This window comes from Mucilaginibacter sp. (assembly GCF_028287845.1).
In the GTDB taxonomy this organism is placed as follows: Bacteria; Bacteroidota; Bacteroidia; order Sphingobacteriales; family Sphingobacteriaceae; genus Mucilaginibacter.
On record NZ_JAQBOW010000139.1, the window covers coordinates 1 to 16,187 of the forward strand.

Genomic DNA, 16,187 nt, shown 5'->3' on the forward strand with positions numbered 1-16,187 from the left:
CCGGCATTCATGCAACTATCTGCCCCGGAGTTTACCTTGCTGAAAGAACTGATCTGCATAAACACCGAATCGCAGTTAAATTTAAAATTATAAAGCGAATAGTTCAGCAACTTTTTTTGCATCGGTATGCTGTCCTGCTTCCATTCGGCCTGCAGGTAATCCTCGCCCTTGCCTTGCAGGCTGGGGTTAAAGGAGCAAGCGGATATTAGGAGGCAGAAAGCTGAAAGGCAAAAGCAGATATTTCTATGCATTTATAAAGTGTAATTGTCATTCTGAGCATAGCGAAGAATCTTGTAAACGCGATAAGTAGGGCATATAAGATTCTTCGCTATGCTCAGAATGACAACGTGTTTAGACTATTTTAATGAACCTATCATATCCTCGGGCCTAACCCATTGGTCAAACTGCTCATTAGTTAAATAACCCAGGCCTATGGCAGCTTCACGCAGTGATTGATTTTCTTTTAAGGCTGTTTTGGCAATTTTTGCCGCAGCCTCATAACCTATATGCGGGTTAAGCGCGGTAACCAGCATCAATGAATTTTCTAAATGCTTTTTAATACCGGCATAATTTGGCTCAATACCAACGGCACAATGATCATTGAATGACACACAAGCATCGCCAATTAAACGTGCCGACTGTAAAAAGTTGGCTGCCATTACCGGTTTAAATACATTCAGCTCGTAATGGCCGTTCGAGCCGCCGATGGATATGGTAACATCATTACCCATAACCTGCGCGGCTACCATGGTAACTGCCTCGTTTTGGGTTGGGTTAACCTTGCCCGGCATAATGGATGATCCCGGCTCATTATCGGGTATATGTATTTCGCCGATACCAGACCGCGGACCAGAGGCCAACATACGGATATCGTTAGCAATTTTCATTAGGGATACAGCGATCTGTTTCAGCGCGCCATGTGTTTCTACAATAGCGTCGTGAGCAGCTAAGGCCTCGAATTTGTTTTCGGCGGTGATGAAGGGCAAGCCGGTAAATTTGGCAATGTATTCGGCAACCTTAACGTCATAGCCTTTGGGGGTGTTGATACCGGTACCAACTGCAGTGCCGCCAAGGGCCAGTTCTGACAGGTGATCTAATGTATTGCGCAATGCTTTTAAGCCATGATTTAACTGTGATACATAGCCCGAAAACTCCTGGCCCAGCGTAAGCGGGGTAGCATCCATCAGGTGGGTACGGCCAATCTTTACTACCGATTTAAATGCTTCTACTTTTCCCTGCAGGGTATCGCGTAGTTTTTCAATGCCGGGTATGGTAACATCAACCACCATTTTGTAGGCGGCAATGTGCATGGCGGTTGGGTAAGTATCGTTTGACGATTGCGATTTATTCACATCATCATTTGGGTGGATAAAGGTTTTACCCTCGCCCAGTTTATTGCCTGCTGCAACATGCGCGCGGTTAGCAATAACCTCGTTAACATTCATGTTTGATTGCGTGCCCGAGCCTGTTTGCCAAATTACCAGCGGGAACTCGCTGGCTAACTCGCCTGCTAATATTTCATCGCAAACGGCGGCAATTTGGTCGCGTTTGTCGGCGGGCAGTACGCCCAAATCTGTGTTGGTATAAGCGGCAGCTTTTTTAAGATAAGCAAAAGCGGCAATGATCTCTTTCGGCATAGATGCCTCCGGACCAATTTTAAAGTTATTGCGCGATCTTTCTGTTTGCGCGCCCCAGTATTTGTCGGCCGGTACTTGTACCGCGCCCATGGTATCATGTTCTGTTCTGAAACTCATTATTATAGCAGTATAATTTTCAGTCGCAAAGGTAGCGGTAAAATGGGTGGGATGTAAAATAATATTTAAAAAGTTACGGGGGTGAATACTATATGATAGTGTAGGTGTATACGGTAAGTGTATACGCCATATACACCTGTATACACTCGCAAAATAGTAATCACAAAATAATTAGGGTGCGTAATAACCCTCTTTCCGCCAAAGGCGAAGAGAGGGTGGTCGAGCGAAGCAAAGACCGGGTGAGTAAACGGTGCGCGTTCTTATCGCTAAATCCGGGCGGCGAGGACTCACCCCGCGGCTCTTCGAGCGCGACCCTCTCTTCCGCAAGCGGGAAAGAGGGTTGATCCATTGATTTATAATTATTTAAAACGTAATATATTATGTAAATTGCTGCAAAACAGCGATTGTTTTTTAACCTAAACTATTTATGAAAAGCATATTTATAAATCGAATCAAATACTCCCTGTCGTTATGTTTGTTTATGAACGTAATTACAGCGTTTGGGCAAAAACCTCCCAACGTGCAAACTACAAGCATGCAAGCACCTAAACGAATTAACATAGACGGAAGGTCTGCTGAGTGGGGCAATAAGTTTGAAGCCTACAATAATAGCACCGATGTTTTTTATAGCATATCTAATGATGATAAATACTTATATGTTATTCTACAGGCGACTAATATTGACATCATCAATAAAATTATAAAGGGAGGCATTACCGTATCGGTAAACCCAAAAGAAAAAGAATTTTTAGCGGGTTGTAAATCGATCACATTCCCGGTTATTAAATTAGGTAATGCTAGTACTCTGATTAAACTTTTGGATGATAAACACGACATAAAGAATAATACCCTAAATTATAGCAGTAGGGTTGATTCCTTAACAAAGCTTTATAACAGTCAATTAGAAATAAGCTCATCTGAAATAAAAATCGCTAATAATGATATGGCACCAGATTCGTTAATATCTGTTTATAATGATAAGCACCTATTAGTAGCCGGAGCGCTTGACAATAAAGAAGCGCTTACTTATGAGTTTAAGATCCCTCTACGTTTCCTTGGAATGTCTTATGTCAAATCGGCTAAAGTTTATTACAACATTAAATTAAGCGGCAGGCCAAATTTACCGCCACGGCCAGCTAATGACCGGGTAGCGTCTGCAAAAACAGTGGGAATAACCAATTACTCGGCAATTAACTTACAAGTGCCAACAAATTTTTGGGGGGAGTACGTATTGTTTTAAGAATTAGTTGAACCCTCTTTCCGGAGTTGGTTAAGTCTAAAACCCCCGCTCAGACCCCTTCACCCAATCCATTAACCCCGCATCCATTTCCTTATTAGCAACCAGCTTTGCAAACGCAGGCATGTTGCTGCTTTGTGCCAACTTATAAAAGTAAGCGGCGTAAAACTTATCAAAAAAGGTTTTATCGGTTTTCTTTTCGGCAAGTTGCCCGGCTAAGGTGAATATGGCTTTCAATTCATACTCCAGTAAATCGTTACCGGTTAGTTTTTTGGCTTGCGCCGATGTAGTTATTACGGTTAGGCCCGCGTTTAGCGTGGCCCTTTCTTTTATATCGGCGGCAGCCAAAATACCTGTACCGTCTTCTTTTAATGTGCCGCCTTTTAAAATGCTTTGCATGTTGGTATATGCCTCTGCAGATCGTGGTGTGTTTGGCTCTAACAATAAGAAACTGCAAAAGCCTAACAACGCATTTACCCGTTTATTTTGATGAAAAGTTACCAGGGCATACATCCGCTGGCTATTAGCATGTTTCGGGTCGAGTTTTATGGCTTCGATAGCTTCAGCCTCGGCATTGCCATATTGTTTGCCGCGGAAATAGGCCAGGCCTAAATTATAATGCAGGCTTTGATCCTGCGGATAGGCTTTTAATGCATCTTTATAAACTGCTATTGCTTTTTCAGACTGATAGTCGTTATCATAAACACCACCCAATAAGCTATAGGCTGCAGCAGTATAGGCCGATGAGGTCTTAATTACTTTTTCCAGGTACGGTATACCCTCTTTCCCTTTATTAGCGTTAATTAATGAAAGCGCGGTTTTATAATTTGTTGCCGGATCATCAGTATCGGGCTTATCCTGCGCAAATGCAAAAAAAGCGTTGCTTAAAAACAAAAAGCCTAAAAATATTCTTAACCATAGTTGCATGGTTTAAAATTAGAAGGTTTATTTAATTAAAACAATAAAAAAATGTTTAAAACTTTAGTTTCAGCCCGGTATTTAATTTGCAATTTTCGCATTCGTTTATAGTAATAGTATTTTATTTATGAGATTAGTTAAACAAAGCCTTCTAACCTTTACCGCCTCCTTATTATTTTTGTTAGCGTCCTGCTCGTCTAAACCGGGCGAAAACAGCAGCAGCTCTGCCGTTGCTGGCCCTGTAGAAAAAAGCAAACCGTTAGATGTAAAAGCTTTGTTAGCGTATGACCCTAAAAATGAGGATAAAAAGATAAACGAAGTTATGCAAATCCTGCATAAAACCCGGGGCTTTAACGGGAATGTATTAGTTGCTAAGCATGGCAAAATAATATACGAAAAAGCCATAGGCTGGGCCGATTACCTGCATCGCGATAGCTTAAAAATAAGCTCGAGGTTCGAGCTGGCATCTGTTACCAAAACCATGACCAGTACCGCCATATTAATGCTGATGGAACGCGGAAAATTAAAGCTTGATCAAAATGTAAAAGACTTTTTTCCTGATTTCCCGTATGATGGGGTAACTATTCGCTTGTTGCTTACACACCGGTCGGGCATGATGAACTATGTTTATTTTGTGGATGATATTTACAGGAAAGAGCACCGCATACAAAAAATAGGCTTGTCTAACAAAGACGCGATGGCCATGATAGCCAAATACAAACCGGCCCGTTTTAACTCGCCTAATAAAACGTTTTTATACAACAACTCCAACTTTATGGTGCTGGGCTCCATTATTGAAAAAGTTACCGGTATGCCTTATGCCCAGTTTATGAAAGAGAATATTTTTAAACCGGCCGGCATGGAGCATACAGATGTATATTCTAAAGCGGTTTATGACAAAATACCGGTTGATGTGGTGGGGCATGACAGGGGGCAATGGCGCTATTCGGTAGCGCAGAATTTTTTGGATGGACCGGTTGGCGACAAGGGCATATACAGTACTGTTGGCGATCTGTATATTTATGACCGTGCCTTACGTGCGGGCAAATTGCTAAAACAATCAACTATGGATTCGGCTTATACACCGCGTAACCCGTGGGTGCATGGGCACTTTAACTATGGCTATGGCTGGCGCATATTCCAAGCCCCCGGGCAGCAGGTAATTTACCACACCGGTTGGTGGCACGGGTTCAGGCATATATATCTGCGCGATATTAAAGACGATATTACTATTGTGCTGCTGACAAACTTATCCAACGGTAGTTTGTTAAAATTAGACGACTTGTTTAAAGCTACAGGCATGCCAATTGTTAGAAAAAGTGCCTATAAAGGCAATGGCGATACGAATGAGGATTAAATGTTAAGTTAATTGTTGATTAGGTGAGTAGTTGATTGGGTTTAAACACGCCAACCATTCACTCAATCAACTTAATCAACCAGTAAACTATGTTCGATAAACTATTTGAAGTTCAGCAAAAGGCTGGCGAAGTAAAAAAACGGTTAGATGCTATCACCGTAACCGGTTCTGTTGAGGGCGGGAAGATTAGTGTTACCGCTACCGGCAATAAAATTATACAATCAATAACTATTGATGCTGATTTTTATAAAGATGCCGATAAGGAAGAAATTGAAGAATTATTGGTAACTGCCATTAACAAAGCGATGGAACAGGCTGATAATGTGAGCCAGAGTGAAATGGCCGCCATAACCAAAGATATGCTTGGTGGTATGGGCAGTATGTTTGGAAAGTAATATTTTAATATCAAATTTTGAATGATGCAATGTTACTTTGATATTCGGCGTTTAAACATTTATTATTCGCTATTATTAAAAAATAAATATTACCTGTTATGAAAACTACCTATTACGGCCAATCAACGATAATGATTGAAACAGAAGGAAAAAAGCTATTGTTCGATCCTTTTATTACCCCCAACCCGGCAGCCAGCCATATTGACATACACAGCTTGAAGCCGGATTACATCCTGATATCGCACGGGCACGGTGATCATATTGCGGATTTAGTGGCCATACAAAAAAGCAGCGGCGCCAAAGTGATCTGTATTGCAGAAATAGCCGGTTGGCTGGCTGGGCAAGGTATAGAGGCGCACGGTATGAACATTGGCGGCGGTTTTAATTTTGATTTTGGGCGTGTTAAAATGGTTAATGCCATACACTCCAGCACTATGCCGGATGGCGCGGCAGGTGGCAACCCGGCGGGATTTGTTATTTATGCTCATGGTAAAAAAATATATTATGCAGGTGACACCGCGCTTACTTATGATATGAAGCTGCTGGAAGACGAGAACCTTGACTGGGCCTTTTTACCTATTGGCGATAACTATACCATGGGTGTTGACGATGCCATAAAAGCTACCGACTTTATTAATTGCAAAAATGTCATCGGTGTGCATTATGATACTTTCCCGGTTATTGCTATTGATAAAGACGATGCATTAGAGAAATTTATAAAAGCGGGTATCAATATTAAATTGCCTGCTATTGGCGAGGAGATAGAATTATAAAATTAAGGGCGCAGGTATCATTCTGAGTTCCGTCCAGTTTCAAAAACTATAAAAACAAAAAAAGCCTTACGAAATAGTAGTAAGGCTTTTTTGTTTAGCTGAAAGATGCTACATTTTCATTGCAGTATCTTTCTTCATTGTAGTATCTTTCTTCACCATTTTTTTCTTGACCTTGGTTTTACCGTTTTTGCTTTTAACTTTAACCTTGGTGGTATCTTTGGTTTGTACCGGTATTGCTGCATAAACAGTGCCGTAAGAGATTGCTGCTAAAGCGATCATGCAAAGTGCCTTTTTCATAGTTTTTAATTTTAGTTTTCTACAGTTCCTAATATTAACAACTATGAGTGTTTGAAAAATGTTTTTTAAATTAAATAATTGTCCCGTTGGGTATTACTGCCCCTTTTTTAATAATAACTATACCATCTTGTATGGTATGCGTAGCATAGTCGCCGTTTAGTAGCAGGTCGCCGAAGTTTATAGAAACGTCATTACCTATATAAGTGTTTTTATCAATAATAGCATTTTTTATCTGGCACCTATCGCCAATACCCATAATAGGGCTATCTTTCTCTTTTGATACTTCTATCTGTTCTAATGTTTGATAGTTATCACTACCCATTACATAGCAGTTTTCAATAGTGGTATCAAAACCAATGCGTGTACGTATACCAATTATAGAGCGAATAACATGGCTGGCATTAATAATACATCCATCGGCAATAATGGCCTTCTCCAAATGTGTCCCTGATACCTTCGAGGGCGGTAGCATGCGTGCCCTTGTAAAAATGTAATTTTTATCAAACAGGTTAAAATGCGGTATTTCATCTGTAAGACCCAGGTTGGCATCAAAGAATGACGAGATAGTACCAATGTCTGTCCAATAGCCTTCGTATTGATAGCTTAATACCTTATGCTCATTTATTGCCTGCGGGATTATTTCTTTACCAAAATCTGTACTTTCATTGCCTTGCAACAACTCATATAAAAGCTTACCGTTAAATATATATATACCCATTGAAGCAAGGTATATACGGCCTTGTGCTTCCATCTCGGGGCTTACTTCTGATACCAGCTTATCAAAACCTGCTTTAGGTTTTTCAACAAATGCAGTTACAAAACTCTCTTCGTTGGTTTGCAATATGCCAAATCCGGGTACGTCATTAACATGCACAGGTATGGTCGCTATAGATATGTCTGCTCCTTTTGCAACATGCTGATCTATCATCTCTTCAAAATTCATTTGATATAACTGGTCGCCTGATAGTATAAGCACATAATCAAATTCATGCACGGCCAAATGGTGCAGACTTTGCCTTACCGCATCAGCCGTACCCTGAAACCAGCCGCCGCTTGTAGGGGTTTGTTCTGCAGCTAAAATATCAACAAAGGCTTCACTGAAACTGCTAAAATGATAGGTATTTTTTATATGTTTATTTAATGATGCCGAGTTAAATTGCGTTAATACATAAATACGTGTAATACCCGAATGCAAACAATTTGATATGGGGATATCTACCAGGCGATATTTACCCGCTATAGGTACAGCTGGTTTTGAACGCGTTGCCGTAAGCGGATACAAGCGACTGCCCTGGCCCCCGCCAAGTACAATGCAAATTACTTTTGATGTCATATTGTTGTCGGTTTTAAACTTTTGTACAGTTCCATATATTGTTTGGCAGACACATCCCACGAAAAATCAAGGGACATCATCCGCTTACGTAATAGCTGTAGTTTTTTTTCATCCTTGTAAAGTACTACCGCCCGGCTAATTGCATAGCAAATATCTACTACACTGGTATTGTTGTAACGTATGCCATATCCGCCTGCATCGCCAAAATCAATAACGGTATCTTTTAATCCGCCGGTGCTTCTTACCATAGGCATTGTACCATAGCGCAGGGAATATAATTGATTAAGTCCGCAGGGCTCAACCCGCGACGGCATCAGCAAAAAGTCTGACCCGGCATATACCAGGTGTGCCAGCTCCTCATTATAGCCAATGTAAACATTGCAGTCTGCAGGAAATTTCTCTTTCAATTCCTGCAGCTCTTTTTCCGTTTCGGGCTCACCTGTGCCTAACACCAGGAAGGTAACTTTTCCTTCAAATTCAGCCAGGCTTGTTTCAATGGCTTCGGCCAATAGATCGGCCCCTTTTTCAACAACTAACCGGCCAATAAATGATATTAAAGGCTTAGCGGGGTCAAGGTTAAAACGTGTGCATAACGCCTCTTTGTTTTTTTGTTTGCCTGCGGCGATCTTCGCCGTCGTATATTTCTCTACAACCATTGGGTCTGTTGCCGGGTTCCATACTTCGGTATCAATACCATTGATGATGCCTATGCCCCTTGCACGTTCTAAAAAGAATAAAAATTCTAATCCATTAGAACTTACAGTCAATTCTTCTAAATAGCTTGGCGATACAGTAGTATACCTTGAGGCACACCTTACTGCCGACGCTAACGGATTAATACCACCGCTCCAATCAAGCAAGCCGGTTTTGGTCAGGTCAATTTCCGGCAGATAGGAAAGTTTGTCCCAGCCAAAAGCGCCATGATACTGGCCATTATGTATAGTAAATACCGTAGTCGTTTTGGCCAGCCTTGTATATAATTTAGAGTGCTGCAGTAAAAACGGCACTAACCCTGAATGATGGTCATGGCAGTGAATAATATCCGGCGATTGTTGCGAGTAGCTTATCCAATCTAAAAACGCTATCTGGAAAGCAATAAATTGCTCTGTTTCATCCGGGTAACTATAAATATTTTCGCGGTCTAATAAACCGGGTATCTTCACCAGGTAAAGCTCAAATCCAAGCTTATCGGTTTTTTCTTTTAGTATTTCAAAATATAATCTGCGGGTACCCAATAATGTTGCTCCCTGAAAAACGGTATCAAATACATTTTCGCGAACAAATTTACGGTCGTAATAAGGCATAACAACCGCCGCGTTTAACCCTGCTAAGTTTTGGTATTTAGGCAACGCGCCAACAACATCGGCAAGACCGCCAACTTTGGCAACAGGGTAACATTCGGCACTCAGGTGAAATATTCTCATCGGGTTTATATACAGCGATTAAGATACTAAACATTCCCGCAAATAAACAAACACATAATTGGAAAAATGTGTTTTTAACGATATAAATATTTAACCTAAATGGCAGTTTAATTACTATATCTGCATTATAAGTCTTTTTTGTGGATTAGAAATTTTAATTATTGTAATTAGTTCCGCGATAGCACCAGAAAATTGCCATTTTGAGTTGTAAAATTTCGCGAAAATATTGAAGGTGAAATGATATTGACAGACTTGCGAAGTTTAAAACTTCGCAAGTCTGTCAAGGTTTAACAAATACATATAGGTAGTGAAAAACTACGCAGGATGACAAGGGGATATATTATTAATGTGCCTCCAGCCAATTTAACCCTGTCCCAATCTCAACAATAATAGGCACTATAGTTTTAATAGCGGTTTTCATGTTATGCATAATAATAGGCTTAACAATCTCAATTTCATGATGTGGTACATCAAACACCAGCTCATCATGCACCTGCATGGTCATGCGACTATCCAACTTTTGCTCTTTAAACTCACGATGGATATTGATCATGGCTATCTTTATCATATCAGCCGCCGAGCCTTGTATAGGCGCGTTAATGGCATTTCGTTCGGCAAAGCCGCGCACGGTTTGGTTGGCCGAATTTATATCGCGCAAATATCGTCTGCGCCCCATTAAAGTGGTTACATAACCATTTTCGCGGGCGAAGTTCATGGTATCGTTCATATACCGTTTAATGCCGGGAAACTGGGCGAAGTAATTCTCAATTATTTCGGCCGCTTCTTTGCGCGGGATACCTAAATTTTGTGATAAGCCAAATGCAGACTGCCCATATATGATGCCAAAATTTACTGCTTTGGCGTTGCGGCGCTGGGTACTGTCCACATCTTCAACCGCTATGCCATAAACATTGGCGGCGGTGGCCGTATGGATATCGATGTTACGCACAAAGGCATCCATCATATTTTCGTCCTTGCTTATTTCGGCAATAATGCGCAGCTCTATTTGCGAATAATCCGCAGATACAATGCTGTGTCCGCTATCGCGCGGAATAAATGCCTTACGCACTTCGCGCCCACGCTCGGTACGGATAGGAATATTTTGCAGATTTGGGTTGGTTGAGCTTAAACGCCCGGTTGCCGCTACTGCCTGGTTGTAGCTGGTATGCACCCGCCCGGTTTTGGGGTTCACCATCTGTGGCAAAGCATCAACATACGTCGACTTTAGTTTTTGTAACTGGCGATAATCTAAAATATCACGTACAATATCGCTTTTGTTTGCTAATGCCAGCAGCACGTCCTCGCCGGTTTGATACTGGCCGGTTTTGGTTTTCTTAGCTTTAGGATCAAGCATTAGTTTTTCAAACAGCACTTCGCCCAGCTGTTTGGGTGATGCGATATTAAAACGCACACCTGCTTTTTCATAAACGGTTTTTTCCAAAACCACTATGTCTGTTTCCAATTCTTTTGAAAACTCGCGCAACGTGTCGTGGTCAATTTTCACACCCTCGTGCTCTATATCAGCCAATACATATATCAGCGGGTTCTCAATTTTATGTAACAGATCATCAGCGCCAACTTCTTTTATTTTGGGTTCGAATATTTCCTTTAATTGCAGGGTGATATCGGCATCTTCTGCAGCATATTCTTTTATTTTCTCTATCTCCACATCGCGCATGCTGCCCTGGTTCTTGCCTTTGGGGCCAATCAATTCGGTAATAGAAACTGGCTTGTAGCCTAAATAATTTTCACTCAGCACATCCATACCGTGGCGTGTGTCGGGGTCTATAATATAATGCGCCATCATGGTATCAAACAAGTCGCCTTTTATTTGCACGTCATACCATTTAAGCATCAGGATATCAAACTTAAGGTTTTGCCCTATCTTACCAATAGCGGCATCTTCCATCAACTCCTTAAATTCGTTCACAATGGCCCGCACCTCCTGCTGATCGGCAGGAACGGGTACATACCACCCTTCGGCGGCTTTAACAGCAAACGATAAACCCACCAACTCGCAGTTGTTGGCATCGGTGCCGGTAGTTTCGGTATCAAAGCAGAAGCTTTTTTGCTTTTTAAGCAGGGCGATGAGATCGGCACGCTTTTCTTTAGTATCCGCCAGGTAATATTGATGCGGAACGTTGTTTATATTTTTTGATACGGCTGCAAATTCAGGTTCTTTTATATCCTGTACATCAACCGTCATAGTAGTACGACCTTCTGCTACAGGCGCACCAAACAGATCAATTTGTGTGCCTGCTGCTTTAATTTCGGTAATGCTGAAATCATCACCAAAAACACGCCGGCCTAAAGTTCTAAACTCCAACTCCGCAAACAAAGGTTCTAACAGCTCCCTGCTTGGGTCGCACATTTCCAGTCCGGCTTCATCCAACTCAACAGGCGAATTTAGGTTGATGGTAGCCAGCTTTTTCGACATTAAACCTTGCTCTGCATACGCCTCTACGTTTTCGCGCAGTTTGCCTTTTAACTCGTGGCTATGGTTAATTATCTCCTCAACAGAACCATATTGTTTGATTAATAGTTTAGCGGTCTTTTCGCCTACACCCGGAATACCCGGAATGCCGTCTACCGCGTCTCCCCATAAACCCAAAATATCAATAACCTGTTCAGGACGTTCAATTTCCCATTTTTCCAATACCTCTTTAACACCCAATATCTCCATACCATTACCCATGCGGGCAGGTTTGTAAATGAAGATATTATCAGATACCAATTGCGCGAAATCCTTATCGGGTGTCATGCAATAAACCTGGTAGCCTTTTTGTTCGGCTTTTTTGGCGAGGGTGCCTATAATATCATCAGCCTCATAGCCATCAGATGTAATAACCGGAATATTAAAACCCAGTACCAACTTAAAAATATAAGGAAGCGCTGCAGAAAGATCTTCGGGCATTGATTCGCGATGCGCTTTGTAAGCGGCAAAATCGGTATGGCGTTCGGTAGGGGCGTCCGTGTCAAACACAACGGCCATGTGGGTTGGTTTTTCTTTCTTCAATACCTCCAGCAAAGTATTGGTAAAACCCATAACTGCCGAAGTATTTATACCACCCGAAGTAAACCGTGGGGTTTTACTTAAAGCAAAATGCGCCCGGTATATCAGGGCCATACCATCTAATAGAAATAACTTCTTCATTTATTATGATTGCACCGATGGGGTTTGATTTCACCGATTTCTCAAAAATACAATTTAGTTATTCACTAAATCAATCCGTGAAATCATTTTTTCAAATCTGTGAAATCATTTGAACGAACAGTCCGGCACATGGTCATTAACCATGCCTGTTGCCTGCATAAAAGCATAACAAATAGTACTGCCGAAAAATTTAAAGCCACGCTTTTTCATGTCCTTGCTTATCGCATCAGATATCGGGGTGGTGATTGGTGTGATCCCTGAATTATTGATAATCGATTTACCATCAGGCATAAAGCTGTACAGGTATTTATCAAACGATCCAAACTCTTTTTGAACATCTAAAAACAATTGCGCGCATTTTATAGCGGCATGAATTTTTAACCGGTTACGGATAATACCCACATCCTGCATTATGCGTTCTGCATCCTCGTTGGTAAAGGCAGCTACTTTATACAGATCGAAATTGGCAAATGCTTTACGGTAACCTTCGCGCCTGCGTAAAATGGTTATCCAGCTAAGGCCGGCTTGCGCGGCTTCCAATATTAAAAACTCAAATAATATATTATCATCATGGGTTACTTTGCCCCATTCTTCGTCGTGGTATTTTAGGTAGAGTTCGTCTGTACCGGGCCATGAGCAGCGTTTTATTTCTTGAGTCATAATCTATTTTCTATTGTAGTAAACATACAACTTATAACCCATTCAACTCGTCCCAGTATTCAACCGCCCTGCGGTAATGCGGAATAACAATCGATCCACCAACCAAATTAGCTATCATAAATACCTCGTTCATTTCATTGTGCTTTACACCTGCTTCATGGCATTTGCCTAAGTGGTATTTAATGCAATCATCGCAACGCAAAACCATAGAAGCTACCAGGCCCAGCATTTCCTTGGTTTTTATGTCCAGCGCGCCATCGGCATAAGTGGTGGTATCTAAAGCGAAGAACCGTTTGATGTTGGTGTTTGAGGATTCCATTATTCGGTCATTCATTTTGGTGCGGTAGGCCTCAAAATCTTCTATAAGTTTTCCCATGATTTATAATGAGTAATTGAGTGAATTATTGAATGAGTGATTTTTTATAATGGGATAAAGTTAGGAAATCCGTTATCTTTATGTGGTCATAACCGGGTAACAAACAACACAAAATTATGGAAAGCTTATCGCCCAATATTTTCGTTAGTGATATGAAAGCAACTGTTGCTTTTTATGAACTGCTTGGTTTTAAAATAACCATGTCTGTACCCGAAGAGGGCGACAGCCTGATATGGGCCATGATGGTGAATGGCAGCGTTACCATGATGTTTCAAACTTATGAAAGCCTGGCTGATGAGCTGCCAGAAATATCAAGGCAGAATGGTGGTTCGTTACTACTATACATCAACCTGAAAGACATACGTGGGTTTTATGACACGATAAAAGATAAAGTAACCATATTAAAAGGATTGGAAACAACTTTTTATGGCGCTACAGAGTTTTCTGTAAAAGACAATAACGGCTATGTACTTACCTTTGCCGAGCACGAATAACAATGATAAACTTTAAACGCACAGACCATATTAATGTCTGCGTCCCGCCGGAAGGGTTGGAGCAGGCACATGCATTTTACAGGGATGTGCTGGGTTTTGAACCTATTGAACGCCCCGATGTTTTTGGCAAACCCGGCTATTGGTTTAAAATGGCTGATATTGAATTTCATGTGGGGATTGAAAAGCCAATTGGCAAAACCTTTCGCCATACCGCTTTCGAGGTGAGCGACCTGGCCGCTGCACGTAAACATTTGCATCAACATGGCGTAGAAATATTTGAAGAGCCCGATATTCCCAACCGCATCCGTTTTACTTTTAATGATCCATTTGGGAATAGGATGGAATTGTTGGAGTATAACAAATGATGTTTTCGTCTATTTGCCGCTTGGTGACGCTCAATTGCCGCTAAGGCTGTTACTTTTCCTTGATGAAAAGTAACCAAAAATCAAGTCAGCAAAGAGGCTTCTTGCCGCACAGGCCTTTGCCCTGCAAATCAGGTAAAACCAAGGGCCCGGTCCTTTTGCCCCCTGTTGTCGCGCCAGCCCACCGCTTCAGCAAAATTACCAATGCCCGCACAGCCGCACAGCCCAACACGTTTTACCCACCCGAAGCTTATTTGCTGACACTTGAGGACAAAACCAACAATCTTCTAAATAATGAGAACTTAAAAAAGAAGCGGAAAGGCCTGTCAGGCCTTTGCGGCCATGAGCGTCACCAGCGATTAACGATGTATCTCTATAAAGAGCATAACACTCTTTTTTGTACATTTGCCGCATGGCCGCTATTAAACCATCCGTACCTAAAGGAACCCGCGACTTTTCGCCTGCCGAAATGATAAAACGCAATTTTATTTTTGATACCATTAAAGGCGTTTTCCGCAAGTATGGTTATCAGCAAATAGAAACACCGTCGATGGAAAATCTTTCTACTCTAATGGGAAAATATGGCGATGAAGGGGATAAGCTGATATTTAAGATATTGAATAGTGGCGATTATTTGTCTAAGGTCGACCCACAAAAACTCACAACCCATAACTCACAACTTATAACTCAGGATATTTCTGAAAAAGCCTTGCGTTACGATCTAACCGTCCCTTTCGCACGTTATGTAGTACAACATCAAAACGAAATTACTTTTCCATTTAAACGTTTTCAGGTGCAGCCGGTATGGCGCGCAGACAGGCCGCAGAGGGGACGCTATCGCGAATTTTTTCAATGCGATGCTGATGTGGTAGGGTCTGATTCGTTGTTAAACGAGGCCGAATTTATCTTGATTTATGATGAGGCTTTAAGCAGTCTAGGACTGAAAGATTTTAGCATAAAAATAAATAATAGAAAAATTCTATCAGGCATAGCCGAAGTTATAGGAAAAATCGATAATATAATTGACCTTACTGTAGCCATTGATAAACTGGATAAAATTGGCCTGGATGGTGTTATAAAAGAGTTACTGGAAAGGGGTTTTACTATTGAAGATATTGAGCGGCTTAAACCAGTAATTTTACTGGAAGGCACCAATTCTGTAAAGCTGCAAAGTTTGCGTGCGGCACTTGCCGGATCTGTAATTGGACAAACGGGTTGCGATGAAATAGAAGAAGTACTGAACTACGTAGATAATTTTAAACTGCAAAACGCGGCTATAGAACTTGACATTACCTTGGCCCGCGGACTAAACTATTATACCGGTGCTATCTTCGAAGTTAAAACCAACGAGGTTGCCATAGGCAGCATTGGTGGTGGTGGAAGATATGATGACCTGACCGGCATGTTCGGTTTAAAAGGATTAACCGGCGCTGGCATATCTTTTGGTGCCGACCGTATTTATGATGTAATGGAAGAGCTAAACCTTTTCCCGGCTGATACTAACCAAAGCACACAAGTTTTAATATGTTGTTTTGATAAAGATGGCGAGCTATACGGGCTGCCGTTACTACAACAACTACGCGATAACAACATTAACACCGAGTTATACCCCGCAGGCGCCAAGATCAAAAAACAGCTGGATTATGCCAACAA

16 protein-coding genes and 1 pseudogene are annotated in these 16,187 nt (G+C 41.5%); 8 read left to right on the forward strand and 9 right to left on the reverse strand.

Annotation, left to right across the window (positions count from 1 at the left end):
- Both JWP71_RS13685 and fumC read right to left on the reverse strand, forming a co-directional pair.
- Positions 1–251, reverse strand: a pseudogene (locus tag JWP71_RS13685) (fumarate hydratase); the annotation flags it as partial.
- Positions 252–356: 105 nt separating this feature from the next.
- A complete protein-coding gene (gene fumC, locus JWP71_RS13690; RefSeq protein WP_299500972.1) occupies positions 357–1,754 on the reverse strand; it encodes a class II fumarate hydratase in 1,398 nt (465 codons plus the stop codon).
- Positions 1,755–2,181: 427 nt separating this feature from the next.
- Between fumC and JWP71_RS13695 the strand changes: the two genes are divergently transcribed.
- Positions 2,182–2,994, forward strand: a complete 813-nt coding sequence (locus JWP71_RS13695) for a hypothetical protein (RefSeq protein WP_299500973.1) — start codon at positions 2,182–2,184, stop codon at positions 2,992–2,994.
- 36 nt (positions 2,995–3,030) lie between these two features.
- On the opposite strand, the gene JWP71_RS13700 is transcribed toward JWP71_RS13695, so the two are convergent.
- Positions 3,031–3,918, reverse strand: a complete 888-nt coding sequence (locus JWP71_RS13700; RefSeq protein ID WP_299500974.1) for a tetratricopeptide repeat protein — start codon at positions 3,916–3,918, stop codon at positions 3,031–3,033.
- A 118-nt stretch (positions 3,919–4,036) separates the two neighbouring features.
- Here JWP71_RS13700 and JWP71_RS13705 point away from each other — a divergent pair, with 118 nt between their 5' ends.
- The 3 genes from JWP71_RS13705 (at position 4,037) to JWP71_RS13715 (ending at position 6,434) form a co-directional block, all read left to right on the forward strand.
- Positions 4,037–5,266 (forward strand): serine hydrolase domain-containing protein, encoded by a 1,230-nt coding sequence (locus JWP71_RS13705; protein WP_299500975.1) that lies wholly within the window; start codon positions 4,037–4,039, stop codon positions 5,264–5,266.
- Between the two features lie 89 nt (positions 5,267–5,355).
- A complete protein-coding gene (locus tag JWP71_RS13710; RefSeq protein WP_299500976.1) occupies positions 5,356–5,661 on the forward strand; it encodes a YbaB/EbfC family nucleoid-associated protein in 306 nt (101 codons plus the stop codon).
- Between the two features lie 98 nt (positions 5,662–5,759).
- On the forward strand, positions 5,760–6,434 hold the full coding sequence (locus JWP71_RS13715) for a metal-dependent hydrolase (RefSeq protein WP_299500978.1): 675 nt from the start codon (positions 5,760–5,762) through the stop codon (positions 6,432–6,434).
- A 108-nt stretch (positions 6,435–6,542) separates the two neighbouring features.
- Here the strand turns inward: JWP71_RS13715 and JWP71_RS13720 are convergent, their stop codons facing one another.
- The 6 genes from JWP71_RS13720 to JWP71_RS13745 all read right to left on the reverse strand — a co-directional run bounded on the left by JWP71_RS13720 (position 6,543) and on the right by JWP71_RS13745 (position 13,678).
- Positions 6,543–6,731, reverse strand: coding sequence for a hypothetical protein (locus JWP71_RS13720; RefSeq protein ID WP_299500979.1), 189 nt, complete (start codon positions 6,729–6,731; stop codon positions 6,543–6,545).
- Between the two features lie 70 nt (positions 6,732–6,801).
- Positions 6,802–8,064, reverse strand: a complete 1,263-nt coding sequence (locus JWP71_RS13725; protein ID WP_299500981.1) for a glucose-1-phosphate adenylyltransferase — start codon at positions 8,062–8,064, stop codon at positions 6,802–6,804.
- A complete protein-coding gene (locus JWP71_RS13730) occupies positions 8,061–9,488 on the reverse strand; it encodes a glycogen/starch synthase (RefSeq protein WP_299500982.1) in 1,428 nt (475 codons plus the stop codon). The genes JWP71_RS13725 and JWP71_RS13730 overlap by 4 nt, the downstream gene beginning before the upstream one ends.
- A gap of 343 nt (positions 9,489–9,831) precedes the next feature.
- Complete coding sequence (gene polA, locus JWP71_RS13735; protein ID WP_299500984.1) at positions 9,832–12,642, reverse strand: DNA polymerase I; 2,811 nt, start codon at positions 12,640–12,642, stop codon at positions 9,832–9,834.
- 105 nt (positions 12,643–12,747) lie between these two features.
- Entirely contained in the window at positions 12,748–13,302 is a 555-nt protein-coding gene (locus JWP71_RS13740; RefSeq protein WP_299500988.1) for a DNA-3-methyladenine glycosylase I, read from the reverse strand.
- A 31-nt stretch (positions 13,303–13,333) separates the two neighbouring features.
- Positions 13,334–13,678, reverse strand: a complete 345-nt coding sequence (locus tag JWP71_RS13745) for a carboxymuconolactone decarboxylase family protein (RefSeq protein ID WP_299500990.1) — start codon at positions 13,676–13,678, stop codon at positions 13,334–13,336.
- Between the two features lie 116 nt (positions 13,679–13,794).
- Between JWP71_RS13745 and JWP71_RS13750 the strand changes: the two genes are divergently transcribed.
- The 4 genes from JWP71_RS13750 to hisS all read left to right on the forward strand — a co-directional run.
- A complete protein-coding gene (locus tag JWP71_RS13750; protein ID WP_299500991.1) occupies positions 13,795–14,172 on the forward strand; it encodes a VOC family protein in 378 nt (125 codons plus the stop codon).
- A gap of 2 nt (positions 14,173–14,174) precedes the next feature.
- On the forward strand, positions 14,175–14,537 hold the full coding sequence (locus JWP71_RS13755) for a VOC family protein (RefSeq protein ID WP_299500994.1): 363 nt from the start codon (positions 14,175–14,177) through the stop codon (positions 14,535–14,537).
- Between the two features lie 62 nt (positions 14,538–14,599).
- Complete coding sequence (locus tag JWP71_RS13760) at positions 14,600–15,007, forward strand: hypothetical protein (RefSeq protein ID WP_299500996.1); 408 nt, start codon at positions 14,600–14,602, stop codon at positions 15,005–15,007.
- Positions 14,947–16,187 (forward strand): histidine--tRNA ligase (hisS, locus tag JWP71_RS13765; RefSeq protein ID WP_299500998.1); only part of this gene is annotated, 1,241 nt, incomplete at its 3' end. The genes JWP71_RS13760 and hisS, both read left to right, overlap by 61 nt.

What these genes read in the sequence shown, in the direction of transcription:
- fumC (WP_299500972.1), bottom strand. Translation starts at nt 1,754, where the DNA reads ATGAGTTTCAGAACAGAACATGATACCATGGGCGCGGTACAAGTACCG.
- JWP71_RS13695 (WP_299500973.1), top strand. Translation starts at nt 2,182, where the DNA reads ATGAAAAGCATATTTATAAATCGAATCAAATACTCCCTGTCGTTATGT.
- JWP71_RS13700 (WP_299500974.1), bottom strand. Translation starts at nt 3,918, where the DNA reads ATGCAACTATGGTTAAGAATATTTTTAGGCTTTTTGTTTTTAAGCAAC.
- JWP71_RS13705 (WP_299500975.1), top strand. Translation starts at nt 4,037, where the DNA reads ATGAGATTAGTTAAACAAAGCCTTCTAACCTTTACCGCCTCCTTATTA.
- JWP71_RS13710 (WP_299500976.1), top strand. Translation starts at nt 5,356, where the DNA reads ATGTTCGATAAACTATTTGAAGTTCAGCAAAAGGCTGGCGAAGTAAAA.
- JWP71_RS13715 (WP_299500978.1), top strand. Translation starts at nt 5,760, where the DNA reads ATGAAAACTACCTATTACGGCCAATCAACGATAATGATTGAAACAGAA.
- JWP71_RS13720 (WP_299500979.1), bottom strand. Translation starts at nt 6,731, where the DNA reads ATGAAAAAGGCACTTTGCATGATCGCTTTAGCAGCAATCTCTTACGGC.
- JWP71_RS13725 (WP_299500981.1), bottom strand. Translation starts at nt 8,064, where the DNA reads ATGACATCAAAAGTAATTTGCATTGTACTTGGCGGGGGCCAGGGCAGT.
- JWP71_RS13730 (WP_299500982.1), bottom strand. Translation starts at nt 9,488, where the DNA reads ATGAGAATATTTCACCTGAGTGCCGAATGTTACCCTGTTGCCAAAGTT.
- polA (WP_299500984.1), bottom strand. Translation starts at nt 12,642, where the DNA reads ATGAAGAAGTTATTTCTATTAGATGGTATGGCCCTGATATACCGGGCG.
- JWP71_RS13740 (WP_299500988.1), bottom strand. Translation starts at nt 13,302, where the DNA reads ATGACTCAAGAAATAAAACGCTGCTCATGGCCCGGTACAGACGAACTC.
- JWP71_RS13745 (WP_299500990.1), bottom strand. Translation starts at nt 13,678, where the DNA reads ATGGGAAAACTTATAGAAGATTTTGAGGCCTACCGCACCAAAATGAAT.
- JWP71_RS13750 (WP_299500991.1), top strand. Translation starts at nt 13,795, where the DNA reads ATGGAAAGCTTATCGCCCAATATTTTCGTTAGTGATATGAAAGCAACT.
- JWP71_RS13755 (WP_299500994.1), top strand. Translation starts at nt 14,175, where the DNA reads ATGATAAACTTTAAACGCACAGACCATATTAATGTCTGCGTCCCGCCG.
- JWP71_RS13760 (WP_299500996.1), top strand. Translation starts at nt 14,600, where the DNA reads ATGAAAAGTAACCAAAAATCAAGTCAGCAAAGAGGCTTCTTGCCGCAC.